The 16,287-nt window shown below is 69.7% G+C and carries 20 protein-coding genes; 7 read left to right on the forward strand and 13 right to left on the reverse strand.

Annotation, left to right across the window (positions count from 1 at the left end; translation table 11 throughout):
* Window positions 1-121 precede the first annotated feature (121 nt).
* The 6 genes from QRN19_RS01360 to QRN19_RS01385 all read left to right on the forward strand — a co-directional run bounded on the left by QRN19_RS01360 (window position 122) and on the right by QRN19_RS01385 (window position 2,773).
* A complete protein-coding gene (locus QRN19_RS01360) occupies window positions 122-580 on the forward strand; it encodes an Asp23/Gls24 family envelope stress response protein (protein WP_285024742.1) in 459 nt (152 codons plus the stop codon).
* Entirely contained in the window at window positions 577-768 is a 192-nt protein-coding gene (locus QRN19_RS01365) for a DUF2273 domain-containing protein (RefSeq protein WP_056008790.1), read from the forward strand. Before QRN19_RS01360 ends, QRN19_RS01365 begins: the two co-directional genes overlap by 4 nt.
* Window positions 765-1,178, forward strand: a complete 414-nt coding sequence (locus QRN19_RS01370; protein ID WP_285024743.1) for a hypothetical protein — start codon at window positions 765-767, stop codon at window positions 1,176-1,178. Before QRN19_RS01365 ends, QRN19_RS01370 begins: the two co-directional genes overlap by 4 nt.
* A complete protein-coding gene (locus tag QRN19_RS01375) occupies window positions 1,175-1,783 on the forward strand; it encodes a DUF6286 domain-containing protein (protein WP_285024744.1) in 609 nt (202 codons plus the stop codon). Before QRN19_RS01370 ends, QRN19_RS01375 begins: the two co-directional genes overlap by 4 nt.
* Entirely contained in the window at window positions 1,780-2,403 is a 624-nt protein-coding gene (locus QRN19_RS01380) for a hypothetical protein (protein ID WP_285024745.1), read from the forward strand. Before QRN19_RS01375 ends, QRN19_RS01380 begins: the two co-directional genes overlap by 4 nt.
* A 151-nt stretch (window positions 2,404-2,554) precedes the next feature.
* On the forward strand, window positions 2,555-2,773 hold the full coding sequence (locus tag QRN19_RS01385; RefSeq protein ID WP_064294172.1) for a hypothetical protein: 219 nt from the start codon (window positions 2,555-2,557) through the stop codon (window positions 2,771-2,773).
* A 75-nt stretch (window positions 2,774-2,848) separates the two neighbouring features.
* On the opposite strand, the gene QRN19_RS01390 is transcribed toward QRN19_RS01385, so the two are convergent.
* The 5 genes from QRN19_RS01390 to QRN19_RS01410 form a co-directional block, all read right to left on the reverse strand.
* Window positions 2,849-3,625 carry an amino acid ABC transporter ATP-binding protein gene (locus QRN19_RS01390; protein WP_285024747.1) on the reverse strand — a complete coding sequence of 259 codons (777 nt, stop codon included), beginning with the start codon at window positions 3,623-3,625 and terminating at the stop codon, window positions 2,849-2,851.
* Entirely contained in the window at window positions 3,622-4,593 is a 972-nt protein-coding gene (locus QRN19_RS01395) for an amino acid ABC transporter permease (protein ID WP_285024748.1), read from the reverse strand. Before QRN19_RS01395 ends, QRN19_RS01390 begins: the two co-directional genes overlap by 4 nt.
* Window positions 4,594-4,595: 2 nt before the next feature.
* Complete coding sequence (locus tag QRN19_RS01400; RefSeq protein WP_194599353.1) at window positions 4,596-5,489, reverse strand: ABC transporter substrate-binding protein; 894 nt, start codon at window positions 5,487-5,489, stop codon at window positions 4,596-4,598.
* Window position 5,490: 1 nt separating this feature from the next.
* Window positions 5,491-7,194 (reverse strand): amidohydrolase, encoded by a 1,704-nt coding sequence (locus QRN19_RS01405; RefSeq protein WP_285024749.1) that lies wholly within the window; start codon window positions 7,192-7,194, stop codon window positions 5,491-5,493.
* 213 nt (window positions 7,195-7,407) lie between these two features.
* Window positions 7,408-8,265 carry an SDR family oxidoreductase gene (locus tag QRN19_RS01410; protein WP_285024750.1) on the reverse strand — a complete coding sequence of 286 codons (858 nt, stop codon included), beginning with the start codon at window positions 8,263-8,265 and terminating at the stop codon, window positions 7,408-7,410.
* 116 nt (window positions 8,266-8,381) lie between these two features.
* Between QRN19_RS01410 and QRN19_RS01415 the strand changes: the two genes are divergently transcribed.
* Window positions 8,382-8,753 (forward strand): winged helix-turn-helix transcriptional regulator, encoded by a 372-nt coding sequence (locus tag QRN19_RS01415; RefSeq protein ID WP_064294176.1) that lies wholly within the window; start codon window positions 8,382-8,384, stop codon window positions 8,751-8,753.
* Here QRN19_RS01415 and QRN19_RS01420 read toward each other — a convergent pair.
* From QRN19_RS01420 to purS, 8 genes are all read right to left on the reverse strand, one after another.
* Window positions 8,750-10,003, reverse strand: a complete 1,254-nt coding sequence (locus QRN19_RS01420) for a four-carbon acid sugar kinase family protein (protein ID WP_285024752.1) — start codon at window positions 10,001-10,003, stop codon at window positions 8,750-8,752. The two genes, QRN19_RS01415 and QRN19_RS01420, sit on opposite strands and share 4 nt — an antisense overlap.
* Before the next feature lie 6 nt (window positions 10,004-10,009).
* Window positions 10,010-11,020, reverse strand: a complete 1,011-nt coding sequence (locus tag QRN19_RS01425) for a transketolase family protein (protein ID WP_285024754.1) — start codon at window positions 11,018-11,020, stop codon at window positions 10,010-10,012.
* The gene (locus QRN19_RS01430; RefSeq protein WP_285024755.1) at window positions 11,017-11,910 is read right to left on the reverse strand and encodes a transketolase; all 894 of its coding nucleotides are present in this window, start codon (window positions 11,908-11,910) and stop codon (window positions 11,017-11,019) included. Before QRN19_RS01430 ends, QRN19_RS01425 begins: the two co-directional genes overlap by 4 nt.
* A gap of 80 nt (window positions 11,911-11,990) precedes the next feature.
* The gene (locus QRN19_RS01435; RefSeq protein ID WP_285024756.1) at window positions 11,991-13,319 is read right to left on the reverse strand and encodes an MFS transporter; all 1,329 of its coding nucleotides are present in this window, start codon (window positions 13,317-13,319) and stop codon (window positions 11,991-11,993) included.
* A gap of 49 nt (window positions 13,320-13,368) precedes the next feature.
* Complete coding sequence (locus QRN19_RS01440; protein ID WP_285024758.1) at window positions 13,369-14,253, reverse strand: NAD(P)-dependent oxidoreductase; 885 nt, start codon at window positions 14,251-14,253, stop codon at window positions 13,369-13,371.
* A 174-nt stretch (window positions 14,254-14,427) separates the two neighbouring features.
* Window positions 14,428-15,129, reverse strand: coding sequence for a FadR/GntR family transcriptional regulator (locus QRN19_RS01445; protein WP_285024759.1), 702 nt, complete (start codon window positions 15,127-15,129; stop codon window positions 14,428-14,430).
* Window positions 15,130-15,260: 131 nt separating this feature from the next.
* The gene (purQ, locus tag QRN19_RS01450; RefSeq protein WP_285024760.1) at window positions 15,261-15,962 is read right to left on the reverse strand and encodes a phosphoribosylformylglycinamidine synthase subunit PurQ; all 702 of its coding nucleotides are present in this window, start codon (window positions 15,960-15,962) and stop codon (window positions 15,261-15,263) included.
* Window positions 15,959-16,219, reverse strand: a complete 261-nt coding sequence (gene purS / locus QRN19_RS01455) for a phosphoribosylformylglycinamidine synthase subunit PurS (RefSeq protein WP_064294182.1) — start codon at window positions 16,217-16,219, stop codon at window positions 15,959-15,961. Before purS ends, purQ begins: the two co-directional genes overlap by 4 nt.
* Window positions 16,220-16,287: the final 68 nt, after the last annotated feature.

Below are 16,287 nucleotides of genomic sequence, written 5' to 3' on the forward strand. Positions count from 1 at the left end.
TGGGATTCGGGGTCTCTTCACGAGCTTCGACATCGACCGTGACGATCGGTGCGATGGTTGCGTCCTATCACCAACGAAGCGATCAACCGCTCGCTCGAGACGAACCAGGAAGGGCAACACCATGTCGAACACCACCAACTCCCCGAAGCCCACCGTCACGAAGGCTGTCGTCGGCGAGAACAACGCCGCCACGCAGACGAACACCCACGGCAAGACGGTCATCGACAACGGCGTGGTCGCGAAGATCGCCGGCATCGCAGCCCGCGAGGTCCGCGGCGTCCACGCCCTCGGTGGTGGTGCAGCCCGTGCCTTCGGTGCCATCCGCGACGCCATCGGCTCCTCCGACCTCTCGCAGGGCATCCGCGTCGAGGTCGGCGAGACCCAGGTCGCCGTCGACGTCGTGATCGTCGCCGACTACCCGGTGGACCTGCAGGGCGTCGCGAGCGAGGTCCGCGCCTCCATCATCCGCGCGATCGAGCAGTTCGTCGGCATGGAGGTCACCGAGGTCAACGTGACCGTCAGCGACGTCTTCATCCCGTCCGACGACGAGGACCAGAACGCCGAGGCGCGAGTCCAGTGACCGCCACCAACACCGGCATCCTGATCGGCGCCGTCCTCGCCCTCAGCTGGGTGGCCTTCGGGTTCTGGGCGTTCGTGTTCGTCGCGGTCGCGATGGGGATCGGCGCCCTCGTGGCACGCATCGTCACCGGCCAGACCGACCTGAACGCGATCGTCGACGCCGTCCGCGGGAAGCGCGTCTCGTCATGACCACCGCCGTCCTCGACCGGGGTGTCCCCACGGTCGCCGAAGCGCCCGTCGTGCACCCGCACGGCGGGCCGGGCCGGACGCGGGTCACCGCGAAGGCCCTCGAGCACGTCGCCGTGAACATCGCGGCCGAATCGCTCGGGGTCCCGGCGGGACGCGTGAAGGTCCAACTCGCCGACGACCGGGGCGCACTCGCGCTCATCGTCACCTCGCCGATGCGTGCGATCCCGCTGGCGCGCGTCTCGGCCACCCCCGACGCGCTCCAGCGTTCAGGGGGCTCCATCGTCGAGCGCGTGTCGGCCGCCACCGGTGCCATCGCCGCTCGCGTCGAGCAGCTGTCCGGTTCGAGCGTCTCGCGCGTCACCATCCGCGTGAGCGGACTCGAGATCGACCAGGAAGGACGGGTCTCATGACCGCCACCGCAGCCACGACCCCGGTCGCCGGCCCGACGAGGGTGCTCCGGCGCCTGGCCCGCCGCGAACTGCACTCGCCGCGCTCGACCGCCGCAATCCTCCTCGCGGTCCTGCTCGTGCTCGTCGCGCTCTGGATCGCCGTGGAGACGGTGCTCGCCCTCATCGGCGTCCGCCCGCTCCTCGTCGCTCCAGGGGAGATCCCGGGAGCCGCGGCCAGCCTACCGACGACGCAACCCGTCATCCTCGGTGTCGCGGGGGCACTCGTGCTCCTGCTCGGGGTGATCCTCATCGGGATCGCGCTCGGACCGGGACGTCGGCACCGCCACCTGTTGTCGACCGGACGCGTGCTCGCGGTCGTCGACGACGAGGTCATCGCGTCGGCCCTCGCGCAGCGCGCCTCGACGACGGCTGCCACGCATCCTGACGGCACCTCGGTGGCCGTCGGTCGTCGGACCGCGGCGATCCGGATCACCCCGGCCAGCGGCGTGCCCGTCGACCGGTCGGAGGTCGACCGCGCCGTCGCCGCAGACCTCGACGCGTTCGGCCTGCAGCCGGCGCTCCGGGCGACCACCTCCATCTCGTCGAACGGGAAGGTCGGACAGTGAACTCCACCAACCGCGGACTCAACCGTCTGCTCATCCTCCTCATCGGACTCGTGTTCGTCGTGATCGGGGCGGCGGCGCTCGCCGTCGTCACCGTGCCCGTCGTCGCGGATTGGTGGCGCGACAACCGGGCCGCCGTGCTCGACACGATCGACGGCTGGTTCGCTTGGAACCCGTTCGCCGCTGTGCCCGGCGCGGCCACCGGTCAGGCGGCTCCGGTCCTCGTCCCGATCGCCGGGATCGTGCTGCTCGTCCTCATCGCCGCGCTGCTCCTCGCGTTCGTCCTGCGCCAGGGTCGTGGCCGTTCCGGCGTCGTGCATCGCGCGACCGTCGAGCACGGCGACATCGTGCTCGAGACGGACGTCGCGGCCAACGCGCTCGGCGATGCGCTCGACGACACGGAGGCGTTCTCCTCCGTCCGCGTCTCCGCTTGGGACGTGAACCGGGCGCAGGCGCTCAAGGTCGCCGTCACCTGCCGGCGCGGTGTCTCGCCCCGCACGGCGGTGGAGACCGTCAGCGCGGCGGTGGAGTCGCTCGATCGCCTGCTCGGCGTCGAGCTCCCCGTCCTCGTGGAGGTCGGTGGCGGCTTCCGCGCCGCCAAGCCGAAGCGCGTCCTCCAGTGACCGTCGCTGATCCGGACGTGCCGGTGCAATTGCAAGCCCCCGTCCGAATCGGCTGATCCGCAGCCGCGCGACGCAGAATGCCAGTGTCGCGGGATGGACCATCGGGACACATCAACGCCCCACGGCGATCCGTGGGAGAGGGAGCAACACCATGGGTAAGAAGATCCTCCTCATCATCGTCGGCCTCATCGCCTTCGGTGCCTACACGCTCGGCGCGAAGGCCGGACGCACCCGGTACCGCGAGATCAAGCACGCCGCGGAGGAGTTCTGGAACGACCCTCGCGTCGAGAAGGCGCGCAAGAAGGCCGTGAAGAACGCGAAGAAGGCCACGGCGAAGGCCCAGAAGGAAGTCCAGAAGAAGCTCCACTGAGCCTCGTCGCCCGCCCGTCCTCGGGCAGAACGCCGCCCGCTCGCCCAGGTCTGGGGGAGCGGGCGGCGTTCGTGCTCACAACACCTTCGAGAGGAACGCCCGCGTCCTGGCGTGCTGCGGGTTGGCGAGCACCTCGCGAGGCGCTCCCGTCTCGACGACGACGCCGCCGTCCATGAACACGAGCGAGTCGGCCACCTCCCGGGCGAACCCCATCTCGTGCGTCACGACGATCATGGTCATGCCGTCCTTCGCGAGTCCCTTCATGACGTCGAGGACCTCGCCGACCAGTTCAGGATCGAGTGCCGAGGTCGGCTCGTCGAACAGCATGAGCTTCGGATCCATCGCGAGGGCCCGCGCGATCGCGACCCGCTGCTGCTGACCGCCCGACAGGTGGCCCGGGTACGCAGCCGCCTTGTCGCTCAGACCGACCCGGTCCAGGAGTTCCCGGCCGCGCTGCTCTGCGACCGCGCGCCGTTGGCCCTTCACCTGCATGGGCGCCTCGACGATGTTCTCGAGCGCCGTCATGTGGGGGAAGAGGTTGAACCGCTGGAACACCATGCCGATGTCGCGCCGCTGCTTCGCCGCCTCCTTGGGCTTCAACTCGTAGAGCTTGTCGCCCCGCTCGCGGTATCCGATGAGGTCCCCCTCGACGAGCAACCGTCCGCCGTCGACCCGCTCCAGGTGGTTGATGCAGCGCAGGAAGGTCGACTTGCCGGAACCGGACGGTCCGACCAGGCACATCACCTCGCCGCGTCGCACCGTCAGCGAGATGTCCTTGAGGACCGTGTTCGAGCCGAAGGACTTCACCACGCCCTCGGCGCGGACCATGTCGGTCGTGTCCGTGATCGTCATCGTCGTTCTCCGCTCTCGCCGTCGGCAGGGCTCTGCTTCGCGCGCGCCTCGGCCTCCTGGACCTGGATGGCCTCGGTCGTGACCGGCGCCCCCGCGTCGATCCTGGTGAGCCCGCGCGCGAACCGCTTCTCCAGGAAGTACTGACCCACCATCAGGATCGAGGTGAACAGCAGGTACCAGAGCGACGCGACGATGAGCAGCGGGATCGGGTTGAACGTCTCGGACGAGATGTCCCGCGACCTCGTGTAGAGCTCCTGCGTGAACGGGACGGCCGTCACGAGCGAGGTGGTCTTGAGCATCGAGATCACCTCGTTGCCGGTCGGCGGGATGATGATCCGCATCGACTGCGGCAGGATGACCCGCCGCATCGTCTGCGCCCAGCTCATCCCGAGCGCCGTCGACGCCTCCTCCTGTCCGCGGTCCACCGACAACAGGCCGGCGCGCACGATCTCCGACATGTAGGCGGCCTCGTTGAGCGCGAGCCCGATGACGGCGATCCAGAACGTGTTCAGCGCGGCGTCCGTCGGCAGCTGCGCGATCGGCGGGAGGAACGGCAGACCGATGTTGAGCGTCGGATAGATCGTCGCGAGCAGGCCCCAGAAGACCAGCTGCACGTAGACCGGTGTCCCGCGGAACAGCCAGACGAAGCCCCAAGCGATGGCCTTGAGCACCGGGTTCGGTGACAGTCGCATGATCGCGAGCACGACGCCGAGGACGATGGCGCCGATCATCGAGTACACCGTCAACTGCAGCGTGATGAGCGCTGCCATGGTGATCCGCCGGTCGAAGACGTACTTGCCGACGGCCGGCCAGTCGTACGCCGGCCGCGTCGCCGCATCGACCACGAAGGCGACGAGCAGCAGCACGATGATGACGGCGAACACGTTCCGCCAGGGATGGCGGAGCTTGACGACCTTCAACGGCACCGGGGGCGCGGACGCCGTGCCGGTGGTTCTGGAGTCGGTCACGGTCAGCTCGTCGCGCCGTTGATGTCGATCTTGTCGATGGCGCCGGACTCGACGCCCCACTTGCTCAGGATCGAACCGTAGGTGCCGTCGTCCATGAGGGACTGCAGGGCGGCCTGGAGGGCCTTGCCGAGGTCGCCGCGGTCCTTCGCGATCGGCATGCCGTAGAGGAACGTGGAGTAGACGTCGCCGGAGAGTTCGAGCTTGCCGTCGCTCTGCTGGACGGCGTACTGCACGACCGGGGAGTCGGCGGTCATCGCGTCGGCGCGGCCGAGCGTGACCGCTGCGGTCGCCTCGTCCTGCGTGTCGTAGCCGAGGGCCTCGATCGCGGGCTTGCCGGCGTCGGTGCAGGCCTGTGACTTGGCGGGGACGTCGTCGAGGGCCTCCGTCGTGCCGTTCTGGACGGCGACCTTCAGCCCGCAGGCGTTGTCGGGGTCGACGGACTTGCCCGCCAGGGTCGCCCACTGGATCCCGGCCGTGAAGTAGTCGACCATGTCGACCTGCTGCTGGCGCTCCTTGGTGTCGAAGAAGGACGACAGCCCGACGTCGTACTTGCCACCGGTGATGCTCGGGATGATGTTGTCGAACTTCGCCACCTGGTAGTCGGTGGTGAGGCCGAGCTTGCCGGCCATCGCGTCGGCGAGCTCGATCTCCCAGCCGATCGGGTCGCCGTTCGCGTCCTTGAACTCGTTGGGCGCGTAGGTCGCGTCGGTGCCGAGGATGAGCTTGCCGGCCTGACGGATGTCGTCGGGGAGCAGCGCCTCGGCGGCCTTGTCGACGGTCACCGCGGCCGTGGAGCCGGTGGCGTCGGGCGTGGCGACCTCGTTGTTGACGCAGCCGGTGAGCAGCAGCGCGGCGGCGGCCGTGAGTGCGGCCGGGAGCAGGTATCGGTTCTTCATGTCAGGTTCCTTGCTCGGTTGATGTGGTGGTGGAGGTGAAAACGCGGCGTCCGGCGATCCAGGTCCCGAGGGTCCTGGTGTGCGCGATCTCGCTTGCGGGGCCGGCGAACGGGTCGCGATCGACGAGGACGAGGTCTGCGACGGCGCCGACCTCGATCACTCCGGTGTCGTCGCGGTGGTCGATCCGGTTCGACCCGGACGTGTAGGCCGCGATCGCCACTCCGAGCGTCAGCGCTTGTCCGGGGTTCAGCGGTTCCGGATGGTGATCCGGGTCGTCGGCCGGCAGCGTCCGGTTGACGGCCACATGCAGGGCCTGCCACGGGTCGGGAGTCGTGACGGGCCAGTCCGATCCGGCGCAGAGCAGGGTGCCGAGTCGTGCCGCATCGCCGAACGGATACTGCCAGGAGGCGCGTTCGTCGCCGAGCAGGGGCAGGTTCAACTCGAGCATCTGGGGCTCCCACGTGGCCCAGAGCGCCTGCATGTTCATCGTGACGCCGAGTCGGGCGAACCGCGGCAGGTCGTCGGGGTGGACGATCTGCACGTGCGCGATGTGATGCCGGTTGTCGCGCTCACCGTTGCGCTCCCGCGCGGCCTCGAGGGCGTCGAGGCACTCGCGGACCGCCCGGTCGCCGATCGCGTGGAAGTGGACCTGGAATCCGGCGGCGTCCAGCCTCGTGACCGCCTCGACGAGGATCGCGGGCTCCAGGAAGGAGATGCCGCGCTCGGGCGCGGTGTCGCCGCAGTGGCAGGTGTGAAGGTAGGGGTCGATCATCGCGGCGGTCCGGTTCTCGGGGATGCCGTCCTGCATGATCTTGACGGTGCCCGCGGTGAAGCGCCCGGTCGTCGTCCCGAGGGCTGCGGCGCGGCGTGCGATCGCGTCGCGACGTGCGACGAGTGCGTCGATCTGCTCGAGTCCGCAGTCCCGGTCCCACCAGAGCGCCCCCACGACGTCGCTGATGAGCGACCCGTCCGCCATCGCTCGCAGGTAGGCGTCGCTCGTGTCGGTGTGGCTGCCGTAGTCGCCGACGATCGCGTCCTGCCACCCGGTGACACCGAAGCCGTGGAGGGTCTGCTGGGCTGCGACGAGGGCGGCCGCGACGTCCTCGTCGGTGTCGACGGGGACGAACCGGGACACGAGCGAGCGGGCACCCTCGTGGAGCATGCCGTTCGGAGTGCCGTCCGCGTCCCGCTCGATCCGGCCGTCGGCGGGGTCCGGTGTGGTGTGGTCGATGTCGGCGAGCTGGAGTGCCTCGGTGTTCACCCAGGCGCCGTGGTGGTCGCGGTTCTGCAGGAAGACGGGGCGGTCGGGCACGACCCGGTCGAGGTCCGCGGCGAGTGGGGTGCCGCCGGGGAAGGCGGCCTGTTGCCAGCCGCCGCCGACGATCCACGGGCGCTCGGGGTGGGCCTCGGCGTAGGCGGCGATCGCGGCGAGGTACCCCTCGGGTGTGCGCTCGGCCGACAGATCGCATGCGAGCTGTTCGAGTCCGGCCTCGACGGGGTGGACGTGCGCGTCGACGAAACCGGGGAGCAGGAGACCGCCTCGGAGGTCCACGACCTCGGTGTCGGGACCGATCGCCGCGTGTGCGGCGGCGTCGAGGGCGACGATCCGGCCGTCGGAGACGGCGACGGCTCCGGGCTGCGGCGTGAGCAGGGCGTTCCGGAAGACGGTGCCTCCGGTGAAGACCGTGTCCGCGTTGCTCGTCATATCACCTGCTCGAAGCGTCGGTGGTGCCGTCTGGCCGGCGCGTCACCCTCGGCGCGCTAGCGGTATCGAGAGCATAACCCGGATCGACTCGACGGATTCGTGCGTCGGATCGCGTTTCTGCAACGGAATCCCTCAGGCATGGCGTCAGCGCACGCGAACGGGCCCGGAGCATACGCTCCGGGCCCGGCTGATTGCAGGAGGCGTGGACGTGGCTCAGGCGACGAGCGTGCGCAGGCCTTCGACCAGGGGCGTCGTCGGGCGACCGATCAGGCGGCTGAGGTCGCCGCTCGTGTCGGCGAGGAGGCCGTCGCGGGTGTTGCCGTCGAGGGCGACGACGAAGCCCGCGGTGCCCTCGTCGAGGCCGGCGGCCAGCAGGGCCTTCAGGTGGTCCTCGGGGGAGAGGTCCTGGTAGACGACCTCGCGGCCGACGACCTCGCCGATCGCCTGCGCCAGCTCGGGGTGCGACCATGCGACGTCGCCGGCGAGCTCGTAGGCCTTGCCCTCGTGGCCGTCGGTGGTGAGGACGACGGCGGCCGCCTCCGCGTAGTCGGTGCGTGACGCGCTCGACACGAGACCGTCGCCGACGCTCCCGACGAACGATCCGGTCGCCTTGGCCTGGTCGACGGACTGGCCGTAGTTCTCGGTGTACCAGCCGTTGCGGAGGATGGTGAAGGGGAGGCCGGACGCGTGGATGAGCTCCTCGGTCGCCTTGTGCTCGGGGGCGAGGATCAGCGGGGAGGTGTCGGCCCGGAGCGCGCTCGTGTAGACGAGGCGGGCGACGCCGGCGCGCTTGGCGGCCTCGATGACCGCGGCGTGCTGGCCGACGCGCTGGCCGACCTCGCTCCCGGAGACGAGCAGCAGGGTGTCACCGGCCTCGAGGACGGCGTCGAGGGTGGCCGGGTCGGTGAAGTCGACCTTCGCGGTGCGGACGCCCTGCGCGGCGAGGTCGGCGAGCGCCTCGGTCCGGCGGCCGGTGGCGACGATGGTGGCGGGGTCGGTGCCGCGGGCGAGCAGGTGCTCGACGACGAGGTGGCCGAGCTGGCCGGTGGCTCCGGTGACGACGAGAGACATGTGAGGGTCCTTTCGATGGGGTTCGCTGAGGAGGAACCCGCTTCCGATCACATTACTTCCCGATCTGCAGTACCCACTTTGAGGTAAGCTACTGTCCGACGAGTAAGGAATGAGCCATGACGAGTGTCGACACGCAGCTGGGAAGACGCCCCGGATTCACCGACGGCATCCTGCCCGCCGCCTGCCCCTCGCGCACGGTGCTCGACCACGTGACCAGCAAATGGGGCGTCCTCGTCCTCCTGGCGCTGTCCGACGGCACCCATCGCTGGGGTGAGCTGCGCCGCGTGGTCCAGGGCATCAGCGAGAAGATGCTGGCCCAGACGCTCCGAACGCTCGAGGAGGACGGCCTCGTCGTCCGCGTCGCGCACCCCGAGATCCCGCCTCGCGTCGAGTACAGCCTGAGCGACCGCGGTCGCGACCTCAACGAGCACCTGATGCCCTTGATGGCATGGATCGACCACAACGCGTCGGAGATCCTCGGACGCTAGACGCTCCGCCCGACCGCTGCAAGGACGTCCACGAGCGTCGACGGGTCGCCGACGTTCCCCGGGACGACCACGTAGAGCTTCTCCTCGTCCTCGGGTGTCACCACGCTCCAGACCGAGACCCCGGGCAGCACCTGCCCGAGGACGCGTGCGCGCCTGGCACCGAGTCCGACCCGGGCGACCTCGGCGGAGGTGATGCCGCCCTTCGACACGACGACCTCCACCGATCGTCGGAGCGCAGCGGTCGCCGACGTCAGTGCGATCATCACCCGCTCGCCGTGGTCGAGCGTGTTGTGCGAGGCGTCCCGTTCCCGCTCGGACGAGATCGCGGCGAACCCCGTCGCGGCGAGTCTCGCTCGAGCGGCGTCCGCCACGGCCCGTCCGGTGGCGGCGGCATCCTGGAGGGCGTCGCTCGTCGGGACGATCTCTGCTGGGCCGAACGCCGCCTCGACGGGTGCGAGCTGTCGCGTCGCACCGATGGTGTGGGAGCCGCAGACGAGGAGCGCGGCGACCGGCTCCGAGACGAGCGGCGAGGGGAGGAGGCCGTCGCTCTCGACACCCGCGATGGCCGCAGCGAGCGGTGATGCTGACCGGACGACCACGTCGGCCCCGTCGGCCCAGGCCGCTGTGATGGCCTGCGCGATGATCCGGACGTCGTCTCCGGTCTCCGCGTCCGGAAGGAGCACCGTTCCGGGAACGGCCTCGCGGAGAGCTGCACGGAACTTGGCGGCGCCGTCGCGGAGACCCGCCAGGTCGAAGTGGGCGGCCTCCCGCCCGGACTGTTCGCGCACGTAGTCCGGCAGGTGTCCCGAGCGGAACGGGAACACGGGGTCCTGGGCGTATTCCGTCTCGTGGGCCGGCAGCGTCTCGTCACCGATCCGGACGTAGTGGGTTCCGTCGATCGTCGTGCGCCCGCCCTCCGGGAAGGCCGGGACGAACACGATGACGCTGCGGTCCCCGGTGAAGACCGCGGTCTCGGGGAACACGTGGCCGCGCAGGGTCGAGTCGCCTCGGAGGACGATGTGCACCCGTTCACCGAGCCGGCGTCCAGCCTCCTCGGCCTCGGTCCGCGTGCGTTCGAGGAGCGCGACCGCGTCGGACTCGGAGACGGCACGCGTGTTCGTGAGCAGGTAGACCGCGTCGGCTCCGCCGAGGGCCTGCTCGATGAGGTCGGCGTCCCACTCGAGGAGGACGTCGACGCCGGACGCCGACTGCGTGCCGGTGGGGTCGTCGTCGAGGATGAGGGTCTTCATGGCGTCCTAAGCGGTGTCGTCGCGACGGAGTTCGGTGAGTACGCGATCGACGATACTGGTCGTCGCGAGTCCGTAGCGTTCGTGGAGGGTCGGGAGCGCCCCGGCGTCGAGGAACGCGTCGGGGAGGCCGATCGGGACGACCCGCTTCCCGAGCCCACGGCGCACGACCGCGCTCGCGACCGTCTCGAACAGCCCACCGACGACGGTGTGGTTCTCAAGGGTCACCGCGAGGCGCGGCGTGTCGATCTCGGCGAGGACCGTCGCCTCGTCGAACGGCTTGATCGTCGGCGTGTGGACGACCGAGACGTCGAGATGATGTGCCGCGAGCGCCTCCGCCGCCTGCAGGGCCCGCATCGTCATGAGCCCGCTGGAGATGAGCACGACGTCGGCACCGGGTCGGAGGACGTTCGCCCTCCCGAGCTCGAAGGTGTAGTCGTACTCGTCGAGGACCATCGGGACGTTTCCGCGGAGCAGTCGCAGGTAGGTTGGGCCTTCATGGGCGGCGAGCTGTGGGACGGCCTGCTCGATGTCGAGGGCGTCGCACGGGTCGACGATCGTGAGGTTCGGCATGCCGCGGAAGATCGCCATGTCCTCGGTCGCCTGATGGCTCGGTCCGTATCCCGTCGTGAGCCCAGGGAGCCCGCCCACGATGTTGACGTTGAGGTTCGGCTCGGCGATGTCGAGGCAGATGAAGTCGTACGCCCGACGGGCGGCGAAGACGGAGTAGGTGGACGCGAAGGGGACGAGACCCGTCTCCGCCATGCCGGCGGCGGTGCCGTACAGCAGCTGCTCGGCCATCCCCATCTGGAAGAACCGCTCCGGGTGTGCCTTGGCGAAGATGTGCATGTCGGTGTATTTGCTGAGGTCTGCGGACAGACCGACGATCCGCGGGTCCGTCTCGGCGAGCGCGGCGAGGGCGCGTCCGAAGGGAGCCGAGGAGGTCCGCTGACCGGGGTCGGCGAACGACGCGATCATCGCGGACGTCTTGAGCCTCGGGCTCGTGGTGGTGGTGCTCATGCCTGGTCCGTCCCGTCGAATCCTGCGGTCAGCTCGTCGCGGCACAGCTGCCACTCGTGCTCGTCGATCTTCATGAAGTGCGCCTTCTCCCGCTGTTCGAGCAGTGGGACGCCGCGCCCGACGAGCGTGTCGCACAGGATCACCGCCGGGACCCCCTGGGCCTTCGCTGCGGTGGTCGCGCGGTCGACCGCGTCGAGGAGCGCGTCGACGTCGTTGCCGTCGACGCGCTGCGTGAACCAGCCGAACGACGCCCACTTCTCGTGCGCCGGCTCGATCCCGAGGACGCCGGCCGTCGGTCCGTCCGCCTGCAGGGCGTTCATGTCCACGAACGCCAGGAGGTTGCCGAGACGGTGGTGGTGCGCGCCCATCGCGGCCTCCCAGGTCGAACCCTCGTCGAGCTCCCCGTCGGAGAGGAAGTTCACGACGCGAGCATCGTTCCCCTGCAGGCGGAGCCCCAGCGCCATCCCCACCGCGACCCCGAGGCCGTGGCCGAGCGAGCCGCCCGAGATCTCCATGCCGGGGGTGTAGCTGGCCATCCCCGACATCGGCAGGCGCGAGTCGTCGGAACCGTAGCTCTCCAATTCGTCGATCGGGATCACCCCGGCCTCCGCGAGGGCGGCGTACAGGCCGATCGCGTAGTGCCCCGTGGAGAGCAGGAAGCGGTCTCGGCCCTCCCAGTGCGGGTCGGCAGGGCGGAGACGCAGGAGGTCCGCGTAGGCGACGGCGAGGATGTCGGCGGCCCCGAGGCCTTGGCCGACGTACCCCTGGCCCTGCACTTCCCCCATGTCGAGGATGTGGTGGCGGACGCGATGTGCGGCCGCCCTGACCGCGGTGCTGCGTGACGACCGGGTCGTCGGCTGATCGGCGGTGCCGGTGATGGTGGAGGTCATGCTGGATTCCTTCCGGATCGGGTGGTGCCGACGTCGGTCGCCGTCGGCCGACACCACCCGGTGGATCATGGGGCGGTCGGTCAGCGGCGGAGGAGCTCGGCCGGGCTGGTGTCCGCGGCGGTCAGTCGTCCGGTCTTGATCGGCGCGGTCTCGCGGGCGGTGAGTGCGCAGAGCGTGGAGACGATGCCCAGCGCGCTGAGGAGTACCGCTGGACCGACCCAACCGATCCAGCCGTACAGAGCCGTCGCGATGAAGGGCAGCAGTCCGGCGATGACGCTCGCACCGTTGTAGCCGAGCGAGATGCCCGAGGAGCGGACGTTCCGGTCGAACTGCTCGGAGAACCACGACCCTTCTACCGCGAAGATCGGGTCGTGGCTGAGGATGAGGCTCAGGGTGACGGCGACGATGATCATGATGATCGCGCCCGTGTTGATCAACAGGAACATCGGGACGCCGAAGAGGATCGTGAAGATCGAGCCGATCAGGAAGACGCTCCGACGACCGATGCGGTCACTGAGTGCGCCGTACGCCAGATGGGTTCCGAGGCCGAGCGCCGAGCCGACGAGCGTGCCGTACAGGACGTACTGCTTGTCGGAGATGCCGGCGAGCACCACGTACGACAGGGCGAAGCTCGTCGTGATGTAGTACCCGCCGGTCTCGGCGAGCCGCAGACCCATGATGCGGAGGATGATCCGCCAGTCCTGCTTGATGACCTGGATCGCCGGGCGCTTGTGGATCTCCCCGGCCGCCTTCATCTGCTCGAAGTCCGGTGACTCGTGGATGCCGAGACGGATCCAGAGGCCGATGGCGACCATGACGATGGAGAACAGGAACGGTACCCGCCACACCCAGTCGCCTTCGAAGAGTGCGGCGCTGAGGAGGAACGAACCGTTCGCCAGAAGGAGCCCGGCGGGAATGCCGATCTGCGGGACCGCGCCGAAGAACCCTCGGCGCTTGAGCGGTGCGTGCTCGACCGCCATCAGGACGGCGCCACCCCACTCGGCCCCGTACCCGATGCCCTGGATCGCGCGGAGCAGGATCAGCAGGATCGGCGCCAGCACGCCCACCGTCCCGTAGGTCGGGAGGAGGCCGATGAGGAAGGTCGCGACCCCCATGGTCGACAGTGCCCAGATGAGGATCGTCTTGCGGCCGATGCGGTCGCCGAAATGCCCCGCGAGGTACCCGCCGAGGGGCCGGAAGAGGAAACCGATCGCCAGTGTGGCGAAGCTGGCCAGGACGCCGACGAAGGCGTTCTCGGCGTGGAAGAACGCCGTCCCGAAATACGCCGCTGCCGCGGTGCCGTAGATGAAGAAGTCGTAGCTCTCGACAGCCGTCCCGATCATCGAGGCCGTCGAGACCTTGATCGGGTTGTCCTTCACCGGAGCCGGTCCGGGGGTGGGGTGTGCCATGGGTTCCTCCTTGAACGAATGGTGCGGGGGTCGTGCGGTCGGGCGTCGCTCAGACGCTCGGGCGATAGGTCTCGATCACGCGGGAGTCGTCGCGGGTGCCGAGGCCGGCCTCGGCCGCGGCCAGGTACCGCTCGCGGGCGGCGTCGAGGACGGGCGTCGACGCGCCCGCCGCGCTCGCCGCATCGGCGACGAGCCCCGCGTCCTTGACGAAGATGTTGATCTGGCTCGAGACCTCGACGTCGGTGCCCTCGAGCATCCGGGGGCCACGGTCCGAGAGCATCCAGGATGCGGCGGCGCCGGACTCGACCAGGGGGAGCACGGTGGCCGGGTCCAGTCCGAGCGCTTCGGCGAGGGCGAGCGCTTCTGCAGCGGCGACGATGTGCACGGCACAGAGGTGCTGGTTCACCACCTTGATGCCCTGCCCCTCGCCGACCTCGTCGCCGACGATCCTGACGGTCCCGAGCGCTCCGAGGACCCCCGACACCGTCGCGGTCGCCGTCGGTGCGCCGGACACGAAGAGGGTCAGTTCGCCCGTGCGTGCCCGGGCGACGCCACCGGTGACCGGTGCGTCGATGACGGCGGCACCGGCTGCGGACAGGCGTGCGCCCTGCTCGGCGACGGAGGCCGGGCCGACCGTGCTCATGACCACCCACGTCTGGCCGGTGACGTCCGTGGCGTCGAGGGCGTGGTCCACCAGGGCGGCGAGCTGATCAGGCGTCGCCACCATCACGATGACGATGTCGGCGCGGGGTGCCTCGGCGAGCGACGACACAGCGGCGACTCCGACGGCGGCGGCGCGCTCGTGGGCCCCTGGGAACGGGTCGACCCCCGTGACACGGTGGCCGGCGGCGACGAGCTGGGCGGCCATCGGGAGACCGATCGCGCCGATACCGACGAAAGTGAGCGTGGTTGCGGGCTGTGGCGTCGTCGCCATGGCGTCCTCCATCGGTGCGCGGGTGTCAGCGGGTGATTGGTTCAACCAATCTGCTGCGAATGATCGTACGGCGCTCGCTCCGACCGTGTCAAGTATTGGTTGAACCAATGCTGTGCGCGGGATGGGGGTGTCGAGCCGGTGAGGCCACGCTCTCGGGTGCCTGGGCGATTCGCGTCAGTGCGCGTCGACCCCGAGCTGCAACCAGTCGACGAAGTGCTGGTGCATGGCCCGCCGAGCGGCCTCGGGATCGTGGGAGGCGAGGGCGTCGACGACGGCGTAGTGGACGCTGTCGGTGTTGCGCACCCCGTGCTCGTCGGGCTCCTCGACCGCGATCGCCTGCAGTCGTCTGGTGCGGATCGCTTCCCGCAGGACGTGGCTGAACCCCGCGTGCATGAGCCGGAAGATCGGATCATCGACGATGGCGTTCAGGCGACTGTGGAACATGACGTCTGCTTCGAGAGCCGCCTCGTGGTCGCCGGATCGCGTCGATTCGATCATCCGGTCGACGTCGGCGCGCAGCAGGGCGAGCTGCTCCTCGGTGACGAGGCTCGCGGCGGCTTCGGCGACCGTCTCCTCGAGCAGCATGCGCGACCGGGCGAACTGTTGGTCCGTCAGGTGTCCGAGTTGTCGGGAGATCGTGAACCAGCTGCGGACGAAGTCGTCGCCGGGGGCGTCGAGATAGGTTCCGCGCCCCTGCGTGCGGTACAGGAATCCGAGTCGTTCGAGGACCGCGAGTTGCTCGCGGAGTGCGCCACGGCTCATCTCCAGCGCATCGCCGAGCTCGCGCTCAGGTGGAAGACGCCTGGCGGTCGTGTCGGGCTCGGGCGTGGACAGCTCGATGAGGCGACTCACGAGCGCCTCGAGCGGTTCCGCCATGCTGCCCCCTCGATTGGTCCGACCAGTGTCGATGGTAGCCGGTGATGCCCGTCGACCGGCTCAGGGACCGGCACGGACGCAGCACGCCCGCCCCGATGGAGCGGGACGGGCGTGGAGACGACGCGTGTTGGCTAGACCGCCTGGAGGGCCTGCACGGCGCTGGTGAAGAAGGCGAGACCGTCGACGCCGGAGCGCATGGCGAGCGGGGTGTCGGGACCGAAGCCCGGCTCGATCGCGTGCTCGGGGTGCGGCATGAGCCCGACGACGTTGCCGGCCGGGTTCGTGAGGCCGGCGATGTCGTCGAGCGAACCGTTCGGGTTCACGCCCGCGTAGCGGAACGCGACCAGGCCCTCGCCCTCGACGCGTGCCAGGGTCTCGGCGTCGGCGATGTAGCCACCGTCGGCGTTCTTGAGCGGGATGATGATCTCCTGCCCCTTCGAGAACTGGTGGGTCCAGGCGGTGTCGGCGTTCTCGACCGTGAGCAGCTGGTCACGACGGATGAACTGCTGGTGGGCGTTCCGGATGAGGCCACCGGGCAGCAGGTGCGCCTCGACGAGCATCTGGAAGCCGTTGCAGATCCCGAGGATCGGCATGCCCTTGCCGGCGGCGTCTTTCAGCTCGGTCATGATCGGCGAGACCGCGGCGATCGCGCCGGCGCGGAGGTAGTCGCCGTAGCTGAAGCCACCCGGCAGGATCACCGCATCGACGCCCTGGAGGTCGTGGTCGCCGTGCCAGAGCGCGACGGGCTCGGCACCCGCCATGCGGACCGCGCGCTGGGCGTCGCGGTCGTCGAGCGAACCGGGGAAGGTGATGACGCCGATACGGGTCGTCATGCCTCGGAGCCCTCGGGGTAGTGGATGGCCACGACGTCCTCGATCACGGCGTTCGAGAGGATGTCGTCGGCGATCTGCTGCACCGTGGCGCGCGTGGCGTCGGTGATGGGGCCGTCGACCGTGAGCTCGAAGCGCTTGCCGATGCGGACATCGGTGAACTCGCTCTTGCCGAGACGCGCGAGGGCGCCGGCGACGGCCTTGCCCTGGGGGTCCAGCAGTTCGGCTTTCGGCATGACTTCTACGACGATGGTCGGCACGGAGGTCTCTTTCGTTGCGACGCGGCGGGGATGCGAACAGTCTAGCGCCGAGCGCACGACGCCCGTCC

The organism is Plantibacter sp. ME-Dv--P-122b, assembly GCF_030209375.1.
Lineage (GTDB): Bacteria > Actinomycetota > Actinomycetes > Actinomycetales > Microbacteriaceae > Plantibacter.

Bases quoted from the DNA above. Each gene is read 5' to 3' on its own strand.
- QRN19_RS01360 (WP_285024742.1), top strand. From the start codon at position 122: ATGTCGAACACCACCAACTCCCCGAAGCCCACCGTCACGAAGGCTGTC.
- QRN19_RS01370 (WP_285024743.1), top strand. From the start codon at position 765: ATGACCACCGCCGTCCTCGACCGGGGTGTCCCCACGGTCGCCGAAGCG.
- QRN19_RS01375 (WP_285024744.1), top strand. From the start codon at position 1,175: ATGACCGCCACCGCAGCCACGACCCCGGTCGCCGGCCCGACGAGGGTG.
- QRN19_RS01385 (WP_064294172.1), top strand. From the start codon at position 2,555: ATGGGTAAGAAGATCCTCCTCATCATCGTCGGCCTCATCGCCTTCGGT.
- QRN19_RS01390 (WP_285024747.1), bottom strand. From the start codon at position 3,625: ATGACGATCACGGACACGACCGACATGGTCCGCGCCGAGGGCGTGGTG.
- QRN19_RS01400 (WP_194599353.1), bottom strand. From the start codon at position 5,489: ATGAAGAACCGATACCTGCTCCCGGCCGCACTCACGGCCGCCGCCGCG.
- QRN19_RS01405 (WP_285024749.1), bottom strand. From the start codon at position 7,194: ATGACGAGCAACGCGGACACGGTCTTCACCGGAGGCACCGTCTTCCGG.
- QRN19_RS01410 (WP_285024750.1), bottom strand. From the start codon at position 8,265: ATGTCTCTCGTCGTCACCGGAGCCACCGGCCAGCTCGGCCACCTCGTC.
- QRN19_RS01415 (WP_064294176.1), top strand. From the start codon at position 8,382: ATGACGAGTGTCGACACGCAGCTGGGAAGACGCCCCGGATTCACCGAC.
- QRN19_RS01420 (WP_285024752.1), bottom strand. From the start codon at position 10,003: ATGAAGACCCTCATCCTCGACGACGACCCCACCGGCACGCAGTCGGCG.
- QRN19_RS01425 (WP_285024754.1), bottom strand. From the start codon at position 11,020: ATGAGCACCACCACCACGAGCCCGAGGCTCAAGACGTCCGCGATGATC.
- QRN19_RS01430 (WP_285024755.1), bottom strand. From the start codon at position 11,910: ATGACCTCCACCATCACCGGCACCGCCGATCAGCCGACGACCCGGTCG.
- QRN19_RS01435 (WP_285024756.1), bottom strand. From the start codon at position 13,319: ATGGCACACCCCACCCCCGGACCGGCTCCGGTGAAGGACAACCCGATC.
- QRN19_RS01440 (WP_285024758.1), bottom strand. From the start codon at position 14,253: ATGGCGACGACGCCACAGCCCGCAACCACGCTCACTTTCGTCGGTATC.
- QRN19_RS01445 (WP_285024759.1), bottom strand. From the start codon at position 15,129: ATGGCGGAACCGCTCGAGGCGCTCGTGAGTCGCCTCATCGAGCTGTCC.
- purQ (WP_285024760.1), bottom strand. From the start codon at position 15,962: ATGACGACCCGTATCGGCGTCATCACCTTCCCCGGTTCGCTCGACGAC.